The sequence below is a fragment of the Ruegeria sp. BC5 genome (assembly GCF_056539205.1).
Genome location: NZ_JBQFUN010000012.1, coordinates 25,800 through 48,501, shown reverse-complemented (window position 1 = coordinate 48,501; position 22,702 = coordinate 25,800). Strand labels below are relative to the sequence as shown.

General features: G+C 57.4%; 19 protein-coding genes and 1 tRNA gene. 9 read left to right on the top strand and 11 right to left on the bottom strand.

Features of this window, described 5'->3' with window-relative positions:
* The first annotated feature begins 56 nt into the window (after window positions 1-56).
* The 3 genes from ade (at window position 57) to ACR0LY_RS19775 (ending at window position 3,737) form a co-directional block, all read left to right on the top strand.
* Window positions 57-1,859, top strand: coding sequence for an adenine deaminase (gene ade, locus ACR0LY_RS19785; protein ID WP_170349462.1), 1,803 nt, complete (start codon window positions 57-59; stop codon window positions 1,857-1,859).
* Window positions 1,856-3,319, top strand: coding sequence for an AMP nucleosidase (locus tag ACR0LY_RS19780; protein WP_170349465.1), 1,464 nt, complete (start codon window positions 1,856-1,858; stop codon window positions 3,317-3,319). The genes ade and ACR0LY_RS19780 overlap by 4 nt, the downstream gene beginning before the upstream one ends.
* Before the next feature lie 130 nt (window positions 3,320-3,449).
* The gene (locus ACR0LY_RS19775; protein WP_170349467.1) at window positions 3,450-3,737 is read left to right on the top strand and encodes an HU family DNA-binding protein; all 288 of its coding nucleotides are present in this window, start codon (window positions 3,450-3,452) and stop codon (window positions 3,735-3,737) included.
* 61 nt (window positions 3,738-3,798) lie between these two features.
* Here the strand turns inward: ACR0LY_RS19775 and ACR0LY_RS19770 are convergent, their stop codons facing one another.
* Both ACR0LY_RS19770 and ACR0LY_RS19765 read right to left on the bottom strand, forming a co-directional pair.
* A complete protein-coding gene (locus tag ACR0LY_RS19770) occupies window positions 3,799-4,032 on the bottom strand; it encodes a hypothetical protein (RefSeq protein ID WP_170349469.1) in 234 nt (77 codons plus the stop codon).
* Window positions 4,033-4,695: 663 nt separating this feature from the next.
* The gene (locus ACR0LY_RS19765) at window positions 4,696-5,934 is read right to left on the bottom strand and encodes a BCCT family transporter (protein ID WP_437436837.1); all 1,239 of its coding nucleotides are present in this window, start codon (window positions 5,932-5,934) and stop codon (window positions 4,696-4,698) included.
* A 140-nt stretch (window positions 5,935-6,074) separates the two neighbouring features.
* Between ACR0LY_RS19765 and ACR0LY_RS19760 the strand changes: the two genes are divergently transcribed.
* Window positions 6,075-6,962: a DMT family transporter gene (locus ACR0LY_RS19760; protein WP_170349470.1), complete on the top strand. Its 888-nt coding sequence runs from the start codon at window positions 6,075-6,077 to the stop codon at window positions 6,960-6,962.
* Here ACR0LY_RS19760 and ACR0LY_RS19755 read toward each other — a convergent pair.
* Entirely contained in the window at window positions 6,938-7,459 is a 522-nt protein-coding gene (locus ACR0LY_RS19755) for a glutathione peroxidase (RefSeq protein ID WP_170349472.1), read from the bottom strand. The genes ACR0LY_RS19760 and ACR0LY_RS19755 overlap by 25 nt on opposite strands.
* A 142-nt stretch (window positions 7,460-7,601) precedes the next feature.
* On the opposite strand from ACR0LY_RS19755, the gene msrB reads away from it, so the two are divergent.
* A complete protein-coding gene (gene msrB, locus ACR0LY_RS19750) occupies window positions 7,602-8,051 on the top strand; it encodes a peptide-methionine (R)-S-oxide reductase MsrB (protein ID WP_170349474.1) in 450 nt (149 codons plus the stop codon).
* Window positions 8,048-8,557 (top strand): peptide-methionine (S)-S-oxide reductase MsrA, encoded by a 510-nt coding sequence (msrA, locus tag ACR0LY_RS19745; protein WP_170349476.1) that lies wholly within the window; start codon window positions 8,048-8,050, stop codon window positions 8,555-8,557. Before msrB ends, msrA begins: the two co-directional genes overlap by 4 nt.
* Window positions 8,558-8,578: 21 nt before the next feature.
* On the opposite strand, the gene ACR0LY_RS19740 is transcribed toward msrA, so the two are convergent.
* From ACR0LY_RS19740 to ACR0LY_RS19710, 7 genes are all read right to left on the bottom strand, one after another.
* Window positions 8,579-10,582 (bottom strand): hydantoinase/oxoprolinase N-terminal domain-containing protein, encoded by a 2,004-nt coding sequence (locus ACR0LY_RS19740; RefSeq protein WP_170349478.1) that lies wholly within the window; start codon window positions 10,580-10,582, stop codon window positions 8,579-8,581.
* Between the two features lie 72 nt (window positions 10,583-10,654).
* The gene (gene queG / locus ACR0LY_RS19735) at window positions 10,655-11,692 is read right to left on the bottom strand and encodes a tRNA epoxyqueuosine(34) reductase QueG (RefSeq protein WP_170349479.1); all 1,038 of its coding nucleotides are present in this window, start codon (window positions 11,690-11,692) and stop codon (window positions 10,655-10,657) included.
* A gap of 74 nt (window positions 11,693-11,766) precedes the next feature.
* Window positions 11,767-12,432, bottom strand: a complete 666-nt coding sequence (gene fzlA, locus ACR0LY_RS19730; protein ID WP_170349481.1) for an FtsZ-binding protein FzlA — start codon at window positions 12,430-12,432, stop codon at window positions 11,767-11,769.
* Window positions 12,433-12,490: 58 nt separating this feature from the next.
* Window positions 12,491-13,225, bottom strand: a complete 735-nt coding sequence (mtgA, locus tag ACR0LY_RS19725) for a monofunctional biosynthetic peptidoglycan transglycosylase (protein ID WP_170349483.1) — start codon at window positions 13,223-13,225, stop codon at window positions 12,491-12,493.
* A gap of 116 nt (window positions 13,226-13,341) precedes the next feature.
* Window positions 13,342-17,874, bottom strand: coding sequence for a glutamate synthase large subunit (gene gltB / locus ACR0LY_RS19720; RefSeq protein WP_170349485.1), 4,533 nt, complete (start codon window positions 17,872-17,874; stop codon window positions 13,342-13,344).
* Window positions 17,871-18,305: a GFA family protein gene (locus ACR0LY_RS19715; RefSeq protein ID WP_170349486.1), complete on the bottom strand. Its 435-nt coding sequence runs from the start codon at window positions 18,303-18,305 to the stop codon at window positions 17,871-17,873. The genes gltB and ACR0LY_RS19715 overlap by 4 nt, the downstream gene beginning before the upstream one ends.
* Window positions 18,306-18,334: 29 nt before the next feature.
* The gene (locus ACR0LY_RS19710; protein WP_170349487.1) at window positions 18,335-19,768 is read right to left on the bottom strand and encodes an NAD(P)-dependent oxidoreductase; all 1,434 of its coding nucleotides are present in this window, start codon (window positions 19,766-19,768) and stop codon (window positions 18,335-18,337) included.
* Between the two features lie 229 nt (window positions 19,769-19,997).
* Here ACR0LY_RS19710 and ACR0LY_RS19705 point away from each other — a divergent pair, with 229 nt between their 5' ends.
* A complete protein-coding gene (locus tag ACR0LY_RS19705) occupies window positions 19,998-20,801 on the top strand; it encodes an undecaprenyl-diphosphate phosphatase (protein WP_170349488.1) in 804 nt (267 codons plus the stop codon).
* Here ACR0LY_RS19705 and ACR0LY_RS19700 read toward each other — a convergent pair whose 3' ends face one another.
* Window positions 20,802-21,785, bottom strand: a complete 984-nt coding sequence (locus ACR0LY_RS19700; protein ID WP_170349489.1) for a complex I NDUFA9 subunit family protein — start codon at window positions 21,783-21,785, stop codon at window positions 20,802-20,804. It lies immediately after the preceding gene.
* Between the two features lie 199 nt (window positions 21,786-21,984).
* On the opposite strand from ACR0LY_RS19700, the gene ACR0LY_RS19695 reads away from it, so the two are divergent.
* Window positions 21,985-22,071 (top strand) — tRNA-Leu (locus ACR0LY_RS19695).
* Window positions 22,072-22,513: 442 nt separating this feature from the next.
* Window positions 22,514-22,699: a hypothetical protein gene (locus ACR0LY_RS19690; RefSeq protein ID WP_170349490.1), complete on the top strand. Its 186-nt coding sequence runs from the start codon at window positions 22,514-22,516 to the stop codon at window positions 22,697-22,699.
* The last annotated feature ends 3 nt before the right edge of the window (window positions 22,700-22,702 follow it).

Here is a 22,702-nt window from a genome sequence, read left to right as displayed (position 1 = left end):
CATGACAGCTGTACGGTGGGGGTTGAACCTTTCTCTGCATTCAGGAAAGTTGAGCCATGGAATACACACCTTTCCCAAGCTGGCCCGATGTCGCCCCTAAATTGATTGCCGTTGCCGCGGGACGGGAGGCCGCGGATTTGGTCATTCGCGGCGGCACTTGGGTGAATGTACATAGCCGCGAAACCCTACCCGATCACGACATTGCCATTGCCGCCGGGCGCATCGCGTATGTTGGGTCCGACGCGTCCCATTGCATTGGCCCCGACACGCAGATCATCGAAGCACATGGTCGCTATATGCTGCCGGGACTGTGCGACGCCCATATGCATATCGAATCGGGGATGTTGACCCCGGCTGAGTTTGCCCGTGCGGTGATTCCGCATGGCACCACCTCGATGTTCACCGACCCGCATGAGATTGCGAATGTGCTGGGGCTAGACGGCGTGCGCATGATGCATGATGAGGCGCTGATGCAGCCGGTGAACATCTTCACGCAGATGCCGTCATGTGCGCCGTCGGCACCGGGGCTTGAGACCACAGGTTATGAAATTACTGCTGAGGATGTGGCAGAGGCCATGAACTGGCCGGGCATCATCGGGCTGGGCGAGATGATGAATTTCCCCGGCGTTATTCACGGCGATCCGAAGATGCTTGCTGAAATCGCTGCGACCCAGCGAGCCGGGAAAACAGTCGGTGGGCATTACGCTTCGCCTGATTTAGGGCCTGATTTTGCAGCATATGTGGCCGGCGGACCAGCGGATGATCACGAAGGCACTTGCGAGGCCGATGCCATTGCCCGCGTGCGGCAGGGCATGCGGTCGATGATGCGGCTGGGCTCGGCTTGGTTTGATGTGGAAAGCCAGATCACAGCGGTCACCAATAAAGGATTGGACCCGCGCAATTTCATCCTGTGTACCGATGATTGTCATTCCGGCACCCTGGTCAATGACGGACACATGAATCGGGTTGTGCGCCATGCAATTGCTTGTGGTTGCGATCCGCTGGTGGCCTTGCAGATGGCAACGATCAACACGGCCACCCATTTCGGGTTGGAGCGTGAGATCGGTTCGATCACTCCGGGACGGCGAGCGGATATTATTCTCAGCTCGGACCTGACCGAGCTGCCCATCGAGATGGTCATTGCCCGCGGTCAGATTGCCGCCGAAAAGGGCGCAATTTCAGTAGATTGCCCGCATCTGAACTGGCCGGGTACTGCGCGCGACACCGTACATTTGGGGCACGCACTGACCGGTGCGGATTTCGAAATCAATGCCCCCGCAGGTGCCAATCGTGTGCAGGCCAATGTGATTGGCGTTGTGGAAAATCAGGCCCCCACAAAGGCGCTGAAATGCGAGCTGCCAATCATCGGCGGGTTGGTCGAAGGCGAAGGCGAGGTCTGCCAGATCGCGCTGGTCGAGCGCCACCGCGCCACCGGGGGGGTGACAAACGCCTTTGTCTCGGGCTTTGGATATCAAGGCAAAATGGCGATGGCTTCGACTGTGGCGCATGACAGTCACCACATGATCGTTGTCGGCACCGACCGTGACCAGATGGCACTGGCAGCAAACCGTTTGGCCGAGGTGGGGGGCGGCATCACTATATTCCGCGATGGCGCGGAACTGGCACTGGTGGAACTGCCCATTGCAGGCCTGATGTCGGATAGCCCAGCGACTGAAGTGGCGGCGAAAGCAGAACAGATGGTCGCGGCGATGCAGGCCTGCGGCTGCCAGTTGAACAACGCGTATATGCAGCACTCGCTGCTGGCCTTAGTCGTGATTCCCGAATTGAGGATTTCAGACCTTGGGCTGGTGGATGTGCGGACCTTTGAAAAGATCGACCTTTTGGAACCCCTTGCATGACAATAATCAGAACACCCGACGTTCCTACACCCGAGAAGTTCACCGACCCCGCGGCGGCGGTGGCTCGTCTGGAAGAGATTTACGATCAGGCGACCCAGTTCCTCTGCGACAGCTTTGCAAAGGCAATAGAAGGGGAGGCACCGCCCGAACGATTCAGAGCCTATTACCCGGAAATTCGCATCAAAACGGCGACCTATGCTCAGGTCGACAGCCGGCTTAGCTTTGGTCACGTCTCTGAACCCGGCACCCATGCCACCACGGTGACACGGCCCGATTTGTTCCGGTCCTACCTGACGCAGCAGATCGCCCTTTTGATCCGCAACCACGGCCAACCTGTGTCCATCGGCGCGTCGGACACGCCGATCCCGGTGCATTTTGCCGTCGCTAACAATCCCGACCTGGTGGTTCCGCATCAGGGAGCAGCCGGGTTTACGCTGCGCGATGTGTTCGACGTGCCGGATCTGACAACAACCAATGATGACATCGTTAACGGGGTTCATGATCACGAAGGGGATCACGGCCCGCTGGCCTTGTTCACCGCGCAACGGGTGGATTATTCGCTGGCACGGCTGGCGCATTATACGGCGACCGATCCCAGCCATTTCCAGAACCACGTGTTGTTCACCAACTACCAGTTCTATGTGTCCGAATTCGAAAACTACGCCCGATCACAGCTGGCCGATCCGGAAAGCGGCTATACCAGCTTTGTTTCAACCGGAAATGTCGAGATCACCTCGCCAGATGGCACATTGGACCAACCCCTGAAACTGCCGCAAATGCCGACCTATCACCTCAAACGCGAGGATGGGTCCGGGATTACTCTGGTCAATATCGGGGTGGGGCCGTCGAACGCCAAAACAGCCACCGACCATATTGCCGTCCTGCGCCCGCATGCCTGGTTGATGGTGGGCCATTGCGCCGGATTGCGGAACACCCAGGCATTGGGGGATTTCGTGCTGGCCCATGCCTATCTACGCGAAGACAAGGTACTGGACGACGACCTGCCCGTCTGGGTGCCGATCCCGCCCCTGGCCGAGGTTCAGGTCGCGTTGGAACGCGCCGTGGCCGAAGTCACCGAACTGGAAGGCTATGAACTCAAGCGGATCATGCGGACAGGTACCGTCGCCTCGGTCGACAACCGCAACTGGGAACTGCGCGACCAATCCGGCCCAGTCCAACGCCTCAGCCAATCCCGCGCGATTGCACTGGATATGGAAAGCGCCACCATCGCCGCCAATGGCTATCGTTTCCGGGTTCCATACGGCACATTGCTGTGTGTGTCCGACAAACCGCTGCATGGTGAATTAAAGCTTCCCGGGATGGCGTCGGCGTTCTATACCACTCAGGTCAGCCGCCATCTGGCGATCGGAATCCGTGCGATGGAACACCTGCGCGGCATGCCGTTAGAGCGTCTGCACAGCCGGAAATTGCGTTCATTTGACGAAACGGCCTTTCTCTGAAGCAAAAAAGCAACGAAATCCCCCTATTTTTAGGGTTTTCGACGCTACTATTCGTTGTGTTCGCCCACAATATCCCGTTACAGTTACGCGGTGAGGCCCTATTTATCGGGCACGTTAAGGAGACCAAGAAATGGCAAAGCCTATGACAAAGACTCAGCTGGTTGCTGCTCTCGCTGAGGAAATGGGAACCGACAAGAAAGCTGCAAACGCTGCGCTTGAGGCCGTGACCGGCCTGATCACCCGCGAAGTGTCGGCTGGTGGTGCGGTAACCCTGCCCGGTGTTGGCAAAATCTACTGCCGCGAGCGCCCCGAGCGCATGGTGCGCAACCCCGCCACCGGCGAGCAGTTCAAGAAAGAAGCCGACAAGGTGGTCAAGATGACCATCGCGAAGGCGCTGAAGGACAGCGTGAACGGCTGATCCCAGTCTAAACGGACAAGCGATTGAGGGCCGCCGATTGGGGGCCCTTTTTCTTTGCCTCTCAGTGCAGGCTTAGCAGCACTTCCAAATCGCGGCGGTTGAGGCGGGTCATCAAAGCCCTGTCATCAGCAGACAGTTTTGCCCCTTTGCGAATGTATGCCTCGAGATACGCGGCAATTTCACTGGTCGAGCGATAGTACAAATCCGGCGAAGACCGGCTGAGTTCATCCACAAGCCTAAACAGCAGTTTCTTCTGTTTTTCCGAGTCCAGATCTTTGCGTTTTTCTTCCAGCATGAAGTTTCCTATCACCCTTACAGACGAGGTAGGGCTTCATAGCTCTTCAACAACTCTTACGCGTTGTTTCTTTCCGATATTTTGGGCGCTTTTTTTGCATCTAGCGACTAGAAGCAATTTTGATTGCGATGAGTTCTTTCGGCCCAAAGATCAAAACCCTGTTTAAAAACTTAAATTGGCAACCAGCAATCCGCCTCGTCAAAATAAAACCTCGTGAAAACTGGAGGCGCAAGGAAGGGACTTGGCCTCAATAAGATTTCTATCAAAGCTGTTTCATCTGGAAGCTTTTCACTACTTACTAAAGAACTTTCGGCGTCAATAACCCAGTGGTGCAAGTTTTTTGATTTTAAAACCGAGACGAAAGCGTGCTTCTTCAAACAGCCAACTTTCGCGGTTTCATCAATCAAACGAATTTAGGAAGTTTGTCGACCGCTCAGGCTCTCAAGAGCCGCCAATCGATAAGACTGATAAGCAAAAGCAAGCAATGAGAATAGCAGTAAAAGAATTATTCTTTTCATAATCTTAAGCTACGCATACACAATTGATTTCACAAGCCGACGCAAAGCCATAATCTTACTCTGCAAAGCTGCGAAAACTGCCTGCTTTTCCGATGGAAACAACGGGCGCCTTGGCGCCCGTTGTTTGGTTAATCGCCAAAGTTGATCAGTGAACCGTCTCAACCTTGTGGAAATCCAGATCGCGGTCTTCGGGCATCGAGTCGATGCTCAGCACCTCTTTGCGCTTGGCGATCAGGATATAGACCACGCAGGCCAGATACAGGCCGACGACCACCGCTCCGATCCACTGGATCTGCAACCACTGGCTCTGGAACAACAGGGTCAGCACGAACAGCAGCACAACGTTGCCTGCGACATAAATCGCCTTGCCGAACCGCTCGACCGTCATGTTCAGGTTGTCAGTGTAGAGCCTAATAAGCGAGTCCAGCGAGTTGATCACGAAGGTCACGCCCACAATCACCATCGCGATGTTGGTGATGCCTGCGGTGCTGATGCCGTTCAGGTGGTAGTAGTAGAGAACAGTGAACCAGATCGCCAACGGGATCGACGGGAAGATCAGCAGCGCCGCCAGCAATTGCCAGGTCTTCAACCCACCCACAAAGCGCGAGGTGAACTGGCCAATCATGATCGACCACGCAAACCACCAGAACAGGTAGAAGGCGTGATAGTCGGTCAGCGGCAGGACGAATTTGTGCAGGTTGGCGAAATAGGCCCCGATATTGCTGCTGGTTTCCGCAAAACCGGTAAAGCCCATGCCAGCTGCAACCCACATGCCAAGGATCAGCGCCAGAAACAGAAAGGTCGAGCCCACCGAAAGGATACGCACGTATTTCAGGTCGGTCGACGAATAGGCCGCCGCCAGAATGACCACAAATACGATGACATAGAAGGTGGTGACCACGGATTCACCGTCTCCGACCTCGGGCAGGTAGCCGGGCAGGTAGATCAGGAACAGGCTGGCGGTAAAGGCGCAGGTGCCGATGATGACCACGTTGTTGATCAGCTTGACCAGCGGGATCTCAAAGAACTTGACCCGCGGTTCGATCACGCAGAAGTAGAACGCGGTCAGGAAATAGAAGGCCCAGATCAGAAAGCCCCAGAACCCGAACTCGATCGCCAGCGGATTAGCAAAGGCATAGGCTGGATCTTCGGCATAGCCGCCGAACTCGGTCAGCGGGAACATGATCAGGCCGACATCCAGACCGGATGTGAACAAGATCGCGATGAAGGTGAACAGATGGACAGGCGTCACGCCGACGCAGCGCAGATTCCACCATTTCACTACGAAGAAAGCGACCAGGCCCAAAGCCAATAGGACGCCAAAAGACAGAATGTATTCCAGAAGCACTGACAAACCTCCCATAATCAGCCAGATTTTTCGCATCTATCTTTAATTGGCCAGTCAATCAATAAAAACGTCGCAGTTTTCACGCTTGCCCCAAAGGTGTGGTTTTTTGGCAAGGGGCGGTTGCGGCCTGATGGAAATTCGGAAACAGTCGCCGCGTTCTGACTGGGGGATGCTCAATGGATCTGCGCGCCATCGCCATGGGGCTGGTTTTTGCTTTTATCTGGTCCTCGGCTTTCACCTCAGCCCGGATCATCGTTGCCGATGCGTCGCCTCTGTTCTCGCTGGCACTGCGATTCTTGATATCGGGATTGATAGGCGTGGCTATCGCACGGGCCATGGGGCAAAGCTGGCACCTGACCCGATCCCAGTGGCGCGCTACAATTCTGTTCGGAATCTGCCAGAATGCCCTTTATTTGGGTCTGAATTTCTATGCGATGCAAACAGTCGAAGCCTCGGTGGCGGCTATAATCGCGTCCACCATGCCGTTGCTGGTCGCTTTGGCCGGATGGTTGTTTTTGGGTGAAAAGCTGCGCCCGGTTGCGGTGCTGGGTCTGATCGCCGGATTTGCTGGCGTCGCCCTGATCATGAGCACCCGTATCGGCGGTGGCCTCGACCTGTTTGGTGTGGCTTTGTGTTGTATCGGGGCGCTGGCGCTGACTTTTGCCACACTGACCATCCGCGGCGCCACATCGGGCGGCAATTTCATGATGGTAGTCGGATTGCAGATGCTTGTGGGCTCAGCCGTTCTGTTTGTTGCCGCCCCCATATTCGAGACGATCTTTATCCACCCAACCGTGCCCCTGGCGATGGCCTTCACCTATACCACTTTGTTCCCGGGCCTGTTGGCCACGCTAATCTGGGTTCTGCTGCTGGACCGGATCGGAGCCACCCGCGCGGCGACCTTCCATTTCCTCAACCCGGTCTTCGGCGTTACCATCGCCGCTATTCTATTGGGTGAAAAGCTAGGCCCGCTGGATGCTGTCGGGGTTGGGATCACGACACTGGGCATTTTAGCGGTGCAGCTTTCCCGCCAACCTGCTCAGGGCAAAAAAGCCTCGACCTGACGCAGCAGCTTGGGTGAGTCCGGTTTCACACTTGCACCATATGTAACGACGACTTCCCCGTTGGGATCGAGCAATATTTTGTTAAAATTCCAACCAGGCTCAAATCCGGTTTGCGCCTTTACCTCCTTGTAAAATGGATGGGCATCGGCACCCCTGACCGGCGTAATATCCGTCATTGGCAATGTTAGTCCATAATTCAACTCGCAGAATTGCCGGACTTCTTCAGCAGACCCTAACTCCTGATTGAACGAGTCTGACGGCACGGCCAAAACCACAAGTCCGCGGTTAGAATAAACCTCATGCACCTTTTGCAGAGATTCATATTGTCCGGTAAATCCGCAGTGTGACGCAGTGTTGACGACAAGAACCGGTTGTCCCCTCCAATCTGCGATCGAAATGGTGCCACCATCGATTGACGCGAATTCTCCGATCAGCGGCGCGGCCTGAACGGCGCGACCAAGCATTATCAAAGCCGTTAGTAGAAGCATTCTGATCATTACATGGCCTCCCTTTGCTCTCATTACGTACGGAAACCGATTGCAGATCACCTGCACGACTGCGCGAGGACACTGAAATAGGGCTTTGAATTCTGCACCCCTGCCCCCAGATTATGCCACAAGTTTAATGACCGGAGGACCCATGACCCAATTCACTAAATCCCCCGAGGCCATCGCGGCATTGTCGCCCGAAGAGTTTCACGTCACGCAGCGCAGCGGAACTGAGCGCCCGGGCACCGGCAAATACCTGAGCAACAAGGAACCGGGTATTTACGTGGACATCGTCTCGGGCGAGCCGTTGTTCGCCTCGACCCACAAATACGAATCCGGTTGCGGCTGGCCCAGTTTCACAAAGCCCATCATCCATGAGCATGTGGAGGAGTTTCACGACGCCACCCATGGTATGATCCGCACGGAAGTCCGCTCAAAACATGGCGACAGCCATCTGGGGCATGTGTTCCCGGACGGCCCGCGTGAACATGGCGGGCTGCGCTACTGTATCAACTCTGCCGCCTTGCGATTCATTCATCGCGATGAGATGGAGGCCGAAGGTTATGGCGAGTACCTGATCCATGTGGAGGACATCAAATGACCGAACAACGCGCCGTTCTTGCCGGGGGCTGTTTCTGGGGCATGCAAGACCTGATCCGCAAATTGCCGGGCGTGTCGCGCACGCGCGTTGGCTATACTGGCGGTGACGTGCCCAATGCCACCTATCGCAATCACGGCACCCATGCCGAAGGGATTGAGATCTTTTTCGATCCAGCCAAGATAACCTATCGCGAATTGCTGGAGTTTTTCTTTCAGATCCACGACCCGACCACGCCGAACCGTCAGGGCAATGATCGCGGGATGAGCTATCGCTCGGCCATCTATTTTGTCGATGACGAGCAAAAACAAGTGGCGCTGGATACGATCGCCGATGTGAATGCCAGCGGTCTGTGGCCCGGCAAAGTGGTGACCGAGGTCGAGCCCGTCAGTGATTTCTGGGACGCCGAGCCCGAACATCAGGATTACCTGGAACGTATCCCAAACGGTTACACTTGCCACTTCCCGCGCGCGGGGTGGGTTCTGCCCAAACGCGACGCGGCTGAATAATACGGGTAGCCCCCTGCGGGGCTATTCCGACGCAACGCGGGGCCTGCCACTGGCCTCAACGGTGACCATAGCCTCGACGAATACCTCCTGCGCTTCGATACGGGCAGTGCGGATGTCCCGGTCAACCACGACCCGTATATCCGCAGCCCCGGCCTGACGCACAGCGCCCTCTGCCTCGTCCCGCAGCACCGATTCAAGCATGTCCAGCGCCTTGTCGGACTCGGTGAAATCCTGTGGACCGTCCTCAAGATGTACCCTGAACCGCCCCTCGGACGGGGATGTCACCGTGCCGGACCGGCGCAGGGTCAGCCGTCCGACCACAGCACCGATGGCGTTGGCCACGCCCGCGTGTTCAGGCAGGATCATGCGGGCGTGCAGTCGTTCCCCAACCGCTGGGTAATAGCTGGGGGCCGAGGCCCCAAGACCCACCACATCCACATTCAACGCTGTATCCAGCGCCAAAAGTCCACGATGGCGCGCCAGCCCTTTTTGCGTCAGAACGTGACGGGCAAGATCGGCAGAGGGCACGCCAAAGTCATCGGCCTCTTCAGCAAAAGCACTCTCTAACAAGGTCAATACGGTCTGTTCGGTCAACTGGTCCACGATCATCTGCGCCAGCTTTTCCGGTGATGCGGCCAACATGTCGCCGGTTCCCACACGCTTGCGCGCGACAATCTCCAACGCTTTACGCGCCGCATCCGCATCCCACACATCCAGCCGGCCCAACATATGGCTGGCATCCGAAGGCGTCACGCCAGAGACCTGAACGATCCCGCGATCCACCAGGCGCGTCAGGGCACCGTTTTCCATCCGGGTGCGCAATAGATCGCTGAGCGGCATGACATTATTGCCCAACCGCTCCATCAACGCCTCTTCCCGCGCGCCCAGGCCTTCGGCGTGGATGCCTGGGACTTGGCGGGCAAACCGGGTATCATGTTCGCCCACCGTTGTGGACCGCAATTGCATATCCAAAACCGCGTGGACAACATCTGGTGCCTCAGATGCAATCAGGGAAACCGGCAAAACCCGTCGCGGCCCCAAAAACACACCGCCACCCAAACCTTCGGTCACCACATGCATCTGACTGTCACCACCCAGACCATGGGTACGCATCGCCACGGCTTCAACCATGGTGCGGAAACCGCCGACCTGAGCGCCCGCTGGGTCAATTGCAGGTTTGCCATCGCGGATCAGGGCCACATCCGTGGTCGTTCCACCGATATCCGACACCAGCGCATTCTCTGCCCCGGTCAGCCAACTGGCTCCGACGATAGACGCAGCAGGTCCGCTGAGGATGGTCTCAATCGGGCGTTCCCTTGCCTGTTCGGCACTCATCAACGCACCATCTCCACGCACAACCATCATCGGCGCGGTGATGCCCAATTCCAGCAACCGATCCTGTGCGCGCCCGATTAACCGGTCGATCATCCCGATCAAACGGGCGTTCAATACCGCCGTCACCGCCCGTTTCGGACCGTTCAATTTGGCTGACAGATGATGTGAGCATGTCACCGGCGCGCCGGTCCTGTCGGTGATGATCCGTGCGGCCTCCAGCTCATGTGCGGGGTTGCGGGTGGCAAATTGCGAGGCCACCGCAAAGCCAGATATGCCTTTATGAGAGTCTAAAAATGCGTCCAACGCGGTCACATCCAACGGCGTGGTCTCTCCCCCGGCATGGGTGTGACCCCCGGAAATTACCAACGCCGGATCGCCCTTCAGCGCATCCCGCAATCCGTGCTTATCCAGATCACCATCCTTGAACCCGATATAGATTAACGCAACCCGTCCACCCTGCCCTTCAACGAGCGCATTCGTGGCCAGTGTGGTCGACAAGGACGCCATGGAAATCTGCCCCGGCGCCACTTGCGCCGCATCCAGAACCGCCTGAATAGCCTTACCCACACCGATCGCCAGATCAGCTCGCGTGGTCAGGGACTTGGCCGAGGCGATCACCTCTCGCTCATCCCGGATCAGCACCGCGTCGGTGTAAGTTCCACCCGTATCCACCCCCAAAGCCAGCGCCATCGGGTTCTCCTTCCTGTTCGCTGCTGATGGGTGTAGCGGTTTGGACCGACACGTCCAGCCTGTTTGCGGCACTTACGCCAGTTGTTCGACCGCCCAGCGCGCAGCATCCGCCACCGTTGGGTCTGGATCTTCCACCAATCCTTGCGCCACCGGTCGCAACGAAGCCATTCCCGAATTGCCGATAGCATACAGAGCATTACGCACGAACCGATCGCGCCCGATCCGTTTGATGGGCGACCCGGAAAACTTCGCCCGAAACGCGGCATCGTCCAATACCGCCAGCTCAGCCAGGGGTGGCGCTTTCAGATCGTCCCGTGCGGCGTACCGGACATCGCTGGCCGCAACGGCGAATTTGTTCCACGGACAGGCTGCCAGACAATCGTCGCAACCGTAAATCCGATTGCCCAGCTTGCCGCGCAGGTCTTCCTCAATCGGACCTTTATGTTCGATTGTCAGATACGAAATGCAGCGCCGCGCATCCAACTGATACGGGGCCGGAAACGCCTCCGTTGGACATGAATCCAAACAAGCCCGGCATTTTCCACAATGATCGGTTTCGGCCACGTCGACCGGCAAGTCCAATGTCGTGAAAACAGAGCCTATAAAGGCCCAATTTCCCCAATCTCGGCTGACAAGGTTGGTATGTTTCCCCTGCCAACCCAGCCCTGCGGCATGGCCTAACGCCTTCTCTGGAACAGGCGCGGTATCAACAAAAACCTTAACTTCTCCGCCGCTTTCGGCAATCAGCCAGCGCGCCAGCCGCTTCAGCCGTTTCTTGACCAGATCATGATAATCCTTGTTCTGCGCATAGACAGAGATCGCTGCCCTGTCTGGATGATCCAGTATATCAGTCGGATCATGCTCGGGCGCATAGCTTTCGGCCAGCATGATCACCGACCGCGCCTCGGGCCACAGGGCCGCCGGATCACCCCGCCAATGGGTACGCTCAGCCATCCATCCCATCTGCCCATGATACTCAGCCTGAAGAAATGCCTCCAGCCGTGACGGCACCTGCGGTACATCCCAGGGTCGACAGATCCGGCAAGACACAAAGCCTTCGCTCAGTGCCTGCGCCACCAACTTTTCCTTTAGATCCGATCCGCTCTTCATCTGGCTAAAAATATCCTCGGGGGTGAATTGGCCTATAGGGCCAATAAGGGGCAGACAGCCCTTGTTCCACCCTATCAGAAATCCAGATCGGCGTAATGCGCAGGGGGTCGGAATCCAGGCACCTGATCCGCAAGAATCGACCGAAACGCGGGGCGTGACTTGATCTTGGCATACCAGTCTTTCACCGCTTGCGATCTATTCCAGTCCACGTCCGAGATATAATCCAGCGCTGACAAATGTGCAGCAGCGGCAAAATCGGCCAATGTCATCTGATCCCCCGCCAGCCAACGGCGGTGATCCAAAAGCCAGGCCATGTAGTCCAGATGATATTTGATTGCCCGCGCGCCTTCCTTGACGTTCTTGCTGTCCGGATAGCCTTCACCGGTGACTTTCTTGTTCACACGTTCATACAGCAGTTTCGAGGTCACCTCGTGGTGGAACTTATCATCGAACCACCCCACCAAACGCCGCACTTCGTACCGGCTTTCGGGTGTTTTCGGCATCAACGCAGGCTCCGGACGCGTTTCCTCGATATATTCACAAATCGCCGCGCTTTCCGCCATCACTTGCCCGTCCAGCCGCAACACCGGCACCTTTCCGGCAGGGTTGCGACGCAGGAAATCCGGGTCTTTCTCCCAGTATTTCTCCTCGACCAGCTCAACCTCGATCTTCTTTTCCGCCAAAGACAGACGAACCTTGCGGCAATAAGGGGATAGGGGAACGTGAAACAAACGCGCCATGAGCTTCCAATCGAACCAGTGTATACCCCCCAGCTTTAGCCTTGAGGGGTGTTGAGTTTCAATCCTCGAAACAATCCGCGCGACCATCTGCGCGGATGGTGGCCGCTCCATCCAGGATCGACGCGGCCCGTCTGCGCGTTCGCACTGACGGATCAGTGACCGAGCGATTGCGGGGTGAGGGCAAAATCGCCGCGATCCGGGCCGCCTGAACCGGACTCAGCCGGGCAGCGGATACGTTGAAATTGCTTTGAGCCGCCGCTTCGACCCCAAATACGCCCTGTCCGGTTTCAGCGACGTTCAGATAGACCTCGAGAATACGCTGTTTGCTCCAGAAGATCTCGACAACCGGCGTGATCGAAGTTTCCAGCGCTTTACGCACCCAGCTGCGGCCCTGCCACAAGAATACGTTTTTCACCACCTGCTGGGTAATGGTCGACGCCCCGCGTGATCCGCCATCTTCAAGCGCATCGCGAATTGCCTCAACGTCAAAGCCCCAGTGTTGGCAGAAATTCGCGTCCTCAGCCGCAACAACTGCACGCGCCATGACGGGTGAGATTTCCTCGATCGGGACCCAGTCACGCTCGACCTTGCCCAGCCTACGCCATTCCGACCAGATCGTGTGTGTCACGGGCGGGTTTACCACCGAATACAAAGCGACCAATGCAACGACCAACACAACGGCCGCCAACAAGCCACGACTGACCCATCGGCGAAGCCGTTGCATCAGTGGGGTTTTGGCTTTGGATGCCTTTTTTTTCTTACCGCTTTTTTTGCGGACTGCTGCTTTTGCCATGTCACAGCTATACGACGTTGGGCGCGCGTTTGAAACGGGTGTTGTCGGTATAAGGATTTAAGAAAACCCGCGCAGCCAATTGGCGCGCGGGTTTGAGACTGGTCTGTTGCAACCCGTTATTCAGCCGGAACAGCCGTTGCTTCGGTGGTCAGAGGGTGGCTGAGCTTGTTCAGCATCTCTTTCGGGCAAACCTGCAAGAAGTTGGCCTTTTCAACATCCCAATGCTGCAGGATGTCGGCGGCCTTACGGCTGAAGGTTTCGGCCTGATGGGTTTCGATCAGCGATTTCAGCTGATCTTCCCAATGGTCGACGGTCACCGGGCAGGTCACCAGCGTTTCCATGTTCATCAGCGCCTGCGCCTTGCCTTCCGGGTCGTACAGATAGGCCATACCGCCGGTCATGCCTGCGCCAAAGTTGGCACCAATATCACCCAGGATCACCGCGATTCCGCCGGTCATGTATTCACACCCGTTCGAACCGCAGCCCTCGATCACAACCATTGCGCCCGAGTTGCGCACTGCGAATCGCTCGCCCGCGCGACCAGCGGCAAACAGGTGGCCATCGGTGGCGCCGTACAGGACGGTGTTGCCGATTATGGTGTTGTCATCCGCCTTCAGCGGGCTGACCTGTGGCGGACGCACGACGATGGTGCCGCCCGACAAACCCTTGCCGACATAGTCATTGGCATCACCCGACACTTCCAGCTTCAGACCGGGTGCTGCAAAAGCCCCCAGCGACTGACCGGCCGAGCCCTGCAGTTTGACGTGCAGGTGATCGGACTGGAACGTGTTCCGCATGCCAAAGTTCTGCACGATATGGCTTGAGACGCGGGTGCCCACAGTCCGGTGCGTGTTCTGCACCGCATAGGACAGCTGCATTTTCTCACCGTCTTTCAGGAACCGCGCGGCATCCCGCACGATTTCAGCGTCCAGCGTATCCGGCACCGCGTTACGGTCCTTGTCGCGATTGTAGACGATATCATGCGCGCCATCGACGGTGATCAGCAGCGGGTTGAGGTCGAGATCGTCCAGATGCGCCGATCCACGGCTGACCTGCGCCAACAGGTCGGCCCGGCCGATGATTTCATCAATCGAACGCGCGCCGAGGCTGGCCAGAAGCTCGCGTACTTCCTGCGCATAGAAGGTGATCAGGTTCACCACCTTGTCTGCGTTGCCGGTGAATTTGGCGCGCAGGTCCTCGTCCTGCGTACAGACACCGACGGGGCAGGTGTTCGACTGGCACTGACGCACCATGATACAGCCCATCGCGATCAGGGCGGCAGTGCCGATGCCGTATTCTTCGGCCCCCATCATCGCAGCCATGACGATATCGCGACCGGTCCGCAGACCACCATCGGTCCGCAGGGTGACACGGTCACGCAGGTTATTCATTGCCAGAACTTGATGCGCCTCGGTCAGGCCCATCTCCCACGGCAAACCGGCATATTTGATCGACGTCGCGGGCGACGCACCTGTACCACCGTTGTGGCCCGAGATCAGGATCACATCCGCCTTGGCCTTGGCCACACCGGCGGCAATCGTGCCAACGCCCGAAGACGCCACCAGTTTCACCGTCACCTTGCAGCGCGGGTTGATCTGTTTCAGATCATAGATCAGCTGCGCCAGATCCTCGATCGAGTAGATATCGTGGTGCGGCGGCGGCGAGATCAGCGTCACGCCCTTGGTCGAATGGCGCAGACGCGCGATCAGGTCGGTGACCTTCATGCCCGGCAGCTGACCACCCTCACCCGGTTTCGCACCTTGGGCGACCTTGATCTCCAGCTCTTCACATTGATTTAGGTACTCGGCGGTTACACCGAACCGGCCCGACGCCACCTGTTTGATCTTGGCTGACGGATTGTCGCCATTGGGTTCCGGTACGAAATGGGCCGGATCTTCACCACCCTCGCCCGAGTCGGATTTCGCACCGATCCGGTTCATCGCCACGTTTAGCGTCTTGTGCGCCTCGGGGCTGAGTGCACCCAGCGACATGCCCGGCGTGACAAAGCGTTTGCGAATCGAGGTGATCGATTCCACCTCTTCGATCGGCACCGGTTTGCCCATGGGTTTGAAATCCATCAGGTCGCGCAGATGGATCGGCGGGTTCGACTGCATCTTGGCCGAATACTGCTTCCACAATTCATATGAGGCCCTATTACAGGCCATCTGCATCATATGCATCGAGGTTGCTTCCCACGCGTGAGTCTCACCCGACTTGCGTGCTTTGTAGAAACCGCCGATGGGCAGCACATCCAGACCGCTGTCCCAGCCCTTGGCGTGAATTTCTTCGGCTTTGACGCGGATGCCGTGAATCCCGATGCCCGAGATACGGCTGATCATGCCTGGGAAATACTCGGCCACCATGGCGCGGCTCAGACCCACGGCTTCGAAATTCAGTCCGCCGCGGTAAGAGGAGACAACCGAGATACCCATCTTGGCCATGATCTTGAGAAGACCCTGATCAATTGCCTCGCGATAGCGGGCTACATTTTCCGTCAGCGAGCCATCCAGCAGGCCACGTTCAATGCGGTCGGCCAGCGAATCCTCGGCCAGGTAGGCGTTCACAACCGTCGCGCCACAGCCAATCAACACGGCAAAATAGTGCGGGTCGATACATTCCGCCGACCGCACGTTGAGCGAGCTGAAGGTCCGCAGACCCTGACGTGTCAGATGGCTGTGTACCGCGCTTGTGGCCAGGATCATCGGCATCGCCACTTTGTCCGGCCCGGAATACTGATCGGTCAGCACCAGATGCCCTGCACCAGAACGCACGGCCTCTTCCGCTTCGGCTCTAATACGGATCAAAGCGCGGTCCAGCGCGCCCTCACCGGGTTCAAAGCTGCAATCGATCTCAGCCAGCGGCGCGTTGAAGTTTTCGGCCAGAATTTCCCACTGAGCGTTGCCGACAAAAGGGCTTTCCAGAACGATGATCTCGGTCTGGCTACTGTCCTCGTCCAGCACGTTCTTGAGGTTCCCGAACCGCGTCTTCAACGACATCACGCGGTATTCGCGCAAGCTGTCGATGGGCGGGTTGGTCACCTGGCTGAAATTCTGCCGGAAGAAATGGCTCAGCGGACGGTACTGCTTTGACAGCACAGCCGAAGGCGTGTCATCCCCCATCGAGGCCAAAGCCTCTTTGCCGTCCTCGGCCATGGGTGCAAGGATCTGCTCAAGTTCTTCGATCGAATATCCAGCCGCGATCTGACGTTTGCGCAGTTCCTCACCCCTAAACAAGGGCTGTTCGGTTACACTGCCCAGCGTAGTGTCCAGATCGTTGATTTTGCCGACCCAGTCGCCGAACGGCAGGGCGCGCGCCAGCTTGTCCTTGATTTGCTTGTCACGGAACAGCTTGCCCTTCTTCATATCCACAGCCAGCATCTGCCCCGGACCCAGCGCGCCTTTTTCGGTCACAGTGGCCTCATCAATCGGCACCATACCAGCCTCAGAGCCCGCAATCACCAGACCATCGCCCGTCACCACATAGCGCATCGGGCGCAACCCGTTCCGGTCCAGACCGGCACAGACCCAGCGGCCATCGGTCATCGCCAGCGCGGCGGGACCGTCCCACGGCTCCATCACCGAGTTGCAGTAGGAATACATGTCACGCCAGGCCTGCGGCAGTTCCACCGCCTGCTTGGACCAACTTTCCGGCACCAGCATGGTTTTCGCCATCGGGGCCGAGCGGCCCGCGCGCACCAGAACCTCGAAAACCGAGTCTAATGCGGCCGAATCCGACGATCCACCCGCGATGATCGGCTTGATGTCTTCGGCATAGTCGCCAAAGGTGCCACTGGCCATGCGGATCTCATGACTTTTCATCCAGTTGACGTTGCCCTTCAGGGTGTTGATTTCACCATTATGGGCCAGCATCCGGAACGGTTGCGCCAACCACCATTGCGGGAAGGTGTTGGTCGAATAGCGCTGGTGATAGATCGCAAAGGCGGATTCGAACCGCTCATCCATCAGGTCGGGGTAGAAAACCGCGACCTGCTCAGCCAGCATCATGCCTTTATAGATGATCGAGCGGCAGCTCAGCGACGCCAGATACAGGTCCGAAATCCCGGAAGCGGCGGCAGCTTTTTCAATACGGCGACGGATGACGTACAGCTCACGCTCGAACGTCTCTTCATCTACACCTTTCGAGTTCGAGATCAGGATCTGTTCGATCTCGGGCCGGGTCGCGTTGGCCTTTTCACCCAAGCAGGTCACATCGACCGGCACGTGCCGCCAGCCGTAAATGTAATATCCCATTCGCAGAACTTCGGTTTCTACGATGGTCCGGCACTGTTCCTGCGCGCCGAAATCGGTACGAGGCAGAAACACCTGACCGACAGCGATCAACTGGTCCAGATTGGGCTCATGACCTGTGCGGCGGATCTGGTCATAAAAAAAACGAACCGGGATCTGCACGTGGATGCCCGCACCATCGCCGGTCTTGCCATCAGCATCCACGGCGCCGCGGTGCCAGATCGCTTTCAGCGCATCAATACCGGCGTCGACAACCTTGCGTGATGCTTTGCCGTCAACGGATACAACAAGACCCACACCACAGGAAGAATGCTCTTCTTCCTCAGAATAGAGACCGTTTTTTGCCATCCATTCACGTTTGGCTTCTTCGGCCCGTACCCAATCGGCATCATATTTGGTCATTGGCTGTCTCCTTCTTCCGAGGGGGCAAACATCGCCTCGACCTCGGCTTTGGTCATTTGCTTGCGCTCACCTGCGAACGCATACCCTTTGGGCTTTTTGTCGATAAAAAGTTCCAGTTGCAGTCCGTGGCCCGTGTCTTCGAACAGGCCCGCTGCTATTTCTGTGTGTCCGTGCATGTCGCCGGGCGCGGTGACCCGGTACCACAGGGCTGAGCCGCATTCGGCGCAAAAGGCGCGTTCGGCCCAGTCGGACGAGGTAAAGGTCTTGACCGGTCCCAGCGCGGCATACCCCTCTTCGGCTTGAAAACTCACCAGCATTGAACTGGTCCAGCGGCGGCACTGGTCGCAATGACAGGCACCCAGCGCATCCTTCGCTGGGGTGGCGGTGACGGTGACCGCACCGCACATGCATTGGCCTTGCAGTTCAGGCATTCCTGACCCTCCTGTCGCTGGGCTGGGTGTTACTCGGCTGCGACGGCAGCCTTGCTGTTGAACCTGTCAATGATCGCATCGGCACAGTCGCGGCCGTCACGGATCGCCCAGACCACCAGCGAGGCGCCACGCACGATGTCACCAATGGCATAGACACCGTCCATCTCGGTTTCGCCGGTTTGGAACGCGGCCTTAACGGTGCCCCAACGAGTCACGGGCAGGTCGGGCTGACCAAACAGCGTAGGCAGGTCTTCGGGCTCAAAGCCCAGCGCCTTGATGACCAGATCGGCCTCTTCGACATAGTCCGCACCTTCGATGACCTCGGGGGCTTGGCGGCCAGTGGCATCTGGCTGACCCAGACGCATCTTTTGCACCATCACGCCAGAAACCTTGTCATCGCCGGTGAACCCTTTGGGGGCGCTCAGCCATTCAAAGATCACGCCTTCTTCCTCGGCATTCTGCGTTTCACGCTGCGATCCCGGCATGTTTGCCCGGTCACGGCGGTACAGGCATTTGACCGAGGTCGCCCCTTGACGGACCGAGGTGCGTACGCAGTCCATCGCGGTATCGCCGCCACCAATCACAACAACTTTTTTACCGTTGGCATTCAGCCGGCCATTGTCGAAATCCTCGACCGCGTCACCAAAGCTTTTGCGATTCGAAGCGGTCAGGAAATCAATGGCAATTTCGATACCATTCAGGCCACTGCCTGGCATGGACAGATCACGGGACTTGTAGACCCCGGTTGCGATGATCACTGCATCATGCTTGGCGCGAATGTCGTCGAATTTGGCGGCGTCCACGTCGCAGTTCAGCTCGAAATTGACCCCGCCATCAGCCAGCAATTCGTTGCGACGCTGAACAATGTCCTTTTCCAGCTTGAAGCCTGGAATACCGTACATCAACAGGCCACCGGCACGGTCGTGACGATCATACACAGTGACCTGAATGCCAGCCCGGCGTAGCATGTCCGCAGCCGCCAATCCACCGGGTCCGCCGCCTATGATACCGACGCTTTCGCTGCGCTCGGCACCAGGTGCAACGGGGGTCACCCAGCCTTTGTCCCAGGCGGTGTCCGTGATGTACTTCTCAATCGTTCCGATGGTAACCGTGCCGTGACCTGATTGTTCGATCACACAATTGCCTTCACAAAGACGATCCTGCGGGCAAATGCGGCCGCAGATTTCCGGGAAGGTATTGGTGGCCTGGCTGGTCTGATACGCCTCCTCCAGACGGCCCGTGGCGGTCAGGCGCAGCCAATCAGGAATGTTGTTGTGCAGCGGGCAATGCGACTGACAATAGGGAACACCGCATTGGCTGCAGCGACTAGCCTGTTCTTCCGCCTTGGCTGCGGCGTATTCAGCATAGATTTCGTCAAAGTCTTCTTTGCGGTCATCGGCGGCACGCTTTTCAGGCATGACGCGGTCGATCTGCACAAATTTCAGCATCGGTTGCTTGGCCACGGGTCAGACTCCATGAATTGGCTTGGTCGCGCCTGTTTAAGAGATACCTTACGGAATTAAAAGTCAATTATGCTGACCTAAATTAAAAAAATATACGACGTCAGGAAAAGTAATTGGAAAATGTCGTCATTTTTAGTTCCGTTTCGGACCCTTTTACGTGCTTTCCTTTTCGGCACCGCACTTATACCCATTTCCCCTAACAATACGCGGCGGCAGCACGGCAGGTTAAATGAGTCTATTTCAGTTGATTCTCGCGGCGATTATTCAGGGGATAACTGAGTTCTTGCCGATCTCTTCCTCGGGTCACCTGATCCTGCTGCCCAGCTTGACCGGTATGGAAGATCAGGGGCTGGCCATCGACGTCGCCGTGCATGTCGGCACGTTGGGCGCGGTTATCCTGTATTTCTGGTCCGATGTGAAACAGGCCGCTGCCGGCCTGCCACGCGCCCTGACCGGGCAGATCGACACCCCGCAAGCACGGCTGGCGATGAGCCTGATCATCGCAACGATTCCCACGGTCATTGTCGGTGCCATTTTGTTCACAACCGGGCTCAGCCAGTCCCTCCGCTCAATGGCGGTGATTGGCTGGACCATGCTGGGCTTCGGATTGTTACTGTATTGGATGGACCAAAAGGGCCCCCAAACCAAGAAAACCAACGATTGGGGCCCGCGCGATGCGGTCATCATGGGTTTGTGGCAGGTTCTGGCGTTGATCCCCGGCACCTCGCGGTCAGGCATCACCATCACCGGCGCGCGGCAGCTGGGCTATAGCCGCGAAGACGGCGCGCGGATCGCGATGCTGATGTCGATCCCGACGATTCTGGCCTCGGGCGTATTACTGTCGACACAGGTGATCCGCGAGGCTGATGCCCAACTGGCTAAGGACGGTGCCATAGCCGCTTTTTTTGCCTTTATCTCGGCCTTATTGGCGCTGTCCCTGATGATGCGCCTGCTGCGCAGCGTCAGCTTTACGCCTTATGTAATATATCGCGTGATTCTTGGGGCAATCCTGCTGGTGATTGCCTATAGCTGATCAGGTACGCAGGTTGTCTGCCGATTTCTGGATCTCATCATACTGGCCCGAGGGACGGAACTTCCACAGGTAGTCCGGCAAGATGGATTCCAAAGTAGCCGGTTCGATCCCCAAGTCGCCAAAGCCTTTGGCATCGCCCGACACCACATTGTCCCGGCGCAGATTCGTCAGCTGATCGCGCGTCAGAATGTGGTTGGGAAACAGCTGAAAACTGACAAATTTGGCTATATCCAGCACACCCGCCATGATCCGGGCGGCCCAAAACGGCACACCAACAATCACCCGGCGGCGGTGAATCACCCCCAGCATCTGCTGCATCAGCGCGCGGAAGGATTTCACCTCGGGGCCGCCCAGCTCATAAGTGCCACCCTCGGCCTGCCCCAGAACGCCCTGCACGGCGGCTTTGGCGACATCATCCACATAGACCGGCTGGAACTTGGTCTCTGCGCCGACCAAGGGCAGGAACGGCCCCATCCGGGTCATCCCGGCAAAGCGGTTAAAGAACTGGTCCTCGGTTCCGAAAATAACCGACGGGCGCAAGATCACAGCGTTCGGCATATGCGCCAGCACACCGGCCTCGCCCTGTGCTTTGGTGCGGGAATACTCGCTTTTGGCCGTGGCATCCGCGCCGATGGCCGAGATATGCACCATCCGCGCAACACCCTGTTCGGCAGCGATGCGCGCGATCCGCTCAGCCCCTTCGGCCTGTACCGCGTCAAATTCGTTCTTACCCAGCTCGTTCAGCACACCCACGCAGTTCACCACCGCATCGGCCCCATGCATCACGGCAGCAACCGACGCATCATCGCGGATGTTGCACAAAATGGGTTCAACCTGACCAACCACGCCATAAGGTTTGACGAACATCGCCTCATTCGGGCGCCGCACTGCGACCCGCACACGCCATCCTTCATTTGCCATACGCCGGGCGATATACCGACCGACAAATCCCGATCCGCCATAAATCGTGACCAGTTTGGACATGCGAGGGCTCCTGCTGATTGGTCTTGATCCGATCTACCGCCCAAAGCACCGGCAAACAAGGCGCAATAACGCCGCGCGTCCGCGAAAACCCCGGCAATTTCCCAAGCGTTTCGGAGGTGGGTCAAAAAACTTGTGAAAATCTTCCCGAATCTGGTTGACGCCCCCCGTCAGTAGGCTTAAACGCCGCTCCACGACACCTGCCCAGGTGGCGGAATTGGTAGACGCGCTAGCTTCAGGTGCTAGTGTCCGTATGGACGTGGAGGTTCGAGTCCTCTCCTGGGCACCAAATCCCCGACAGATTTTTGGCTTGTCTCTAATCGTATCAGATACGTGTTCGGGTGACGTATTCCCCCAATTTTTATCTATTAGACGTCTCTCCCTTCCGGCTATGCTTTGCCAGATTACTGCGGAGACAGACTGGCTAAATGGTCCCGTTCAGGCCTTAGCGAGACCCGCATCTTTCGTGACGCTACGTCACAAAAACTGGCCGGGTAAGTGAGCATCTTTACGTAAAGGTAAGCTTTCCAATCATTTTTTGACTGGTCGGTTAATAAATGACGCAAAAACCCGGATTCTTCCCCCTTACGGTGGCAAACGACCTGCCTAAATGCGCTCTGTCGCTGCGGATCATCACTCACGGATTAATGATCCTCGAGCTCTCGACCATAGGGTTCGGGTCGGGTCCGCAGCGGCAAATTTTTACGCTTTGAATTTGAAGGACCGCAACAATGAAGAAAATTTCGTTTCTCAGTCGCTTCAAGTTAATGAAAGCGCACCGGATGGACGTTTCAGAAGATGACCTGTCTTCGGATTATCGGCGCAGGCTGCCCCTGGTGAAGAAATCTGAACTCAAGGTGCTCTTTCGAACCGTGCTGGAAGAAAAGCGGGCGGACCTGCCATCGCGACGCCGGTGATGG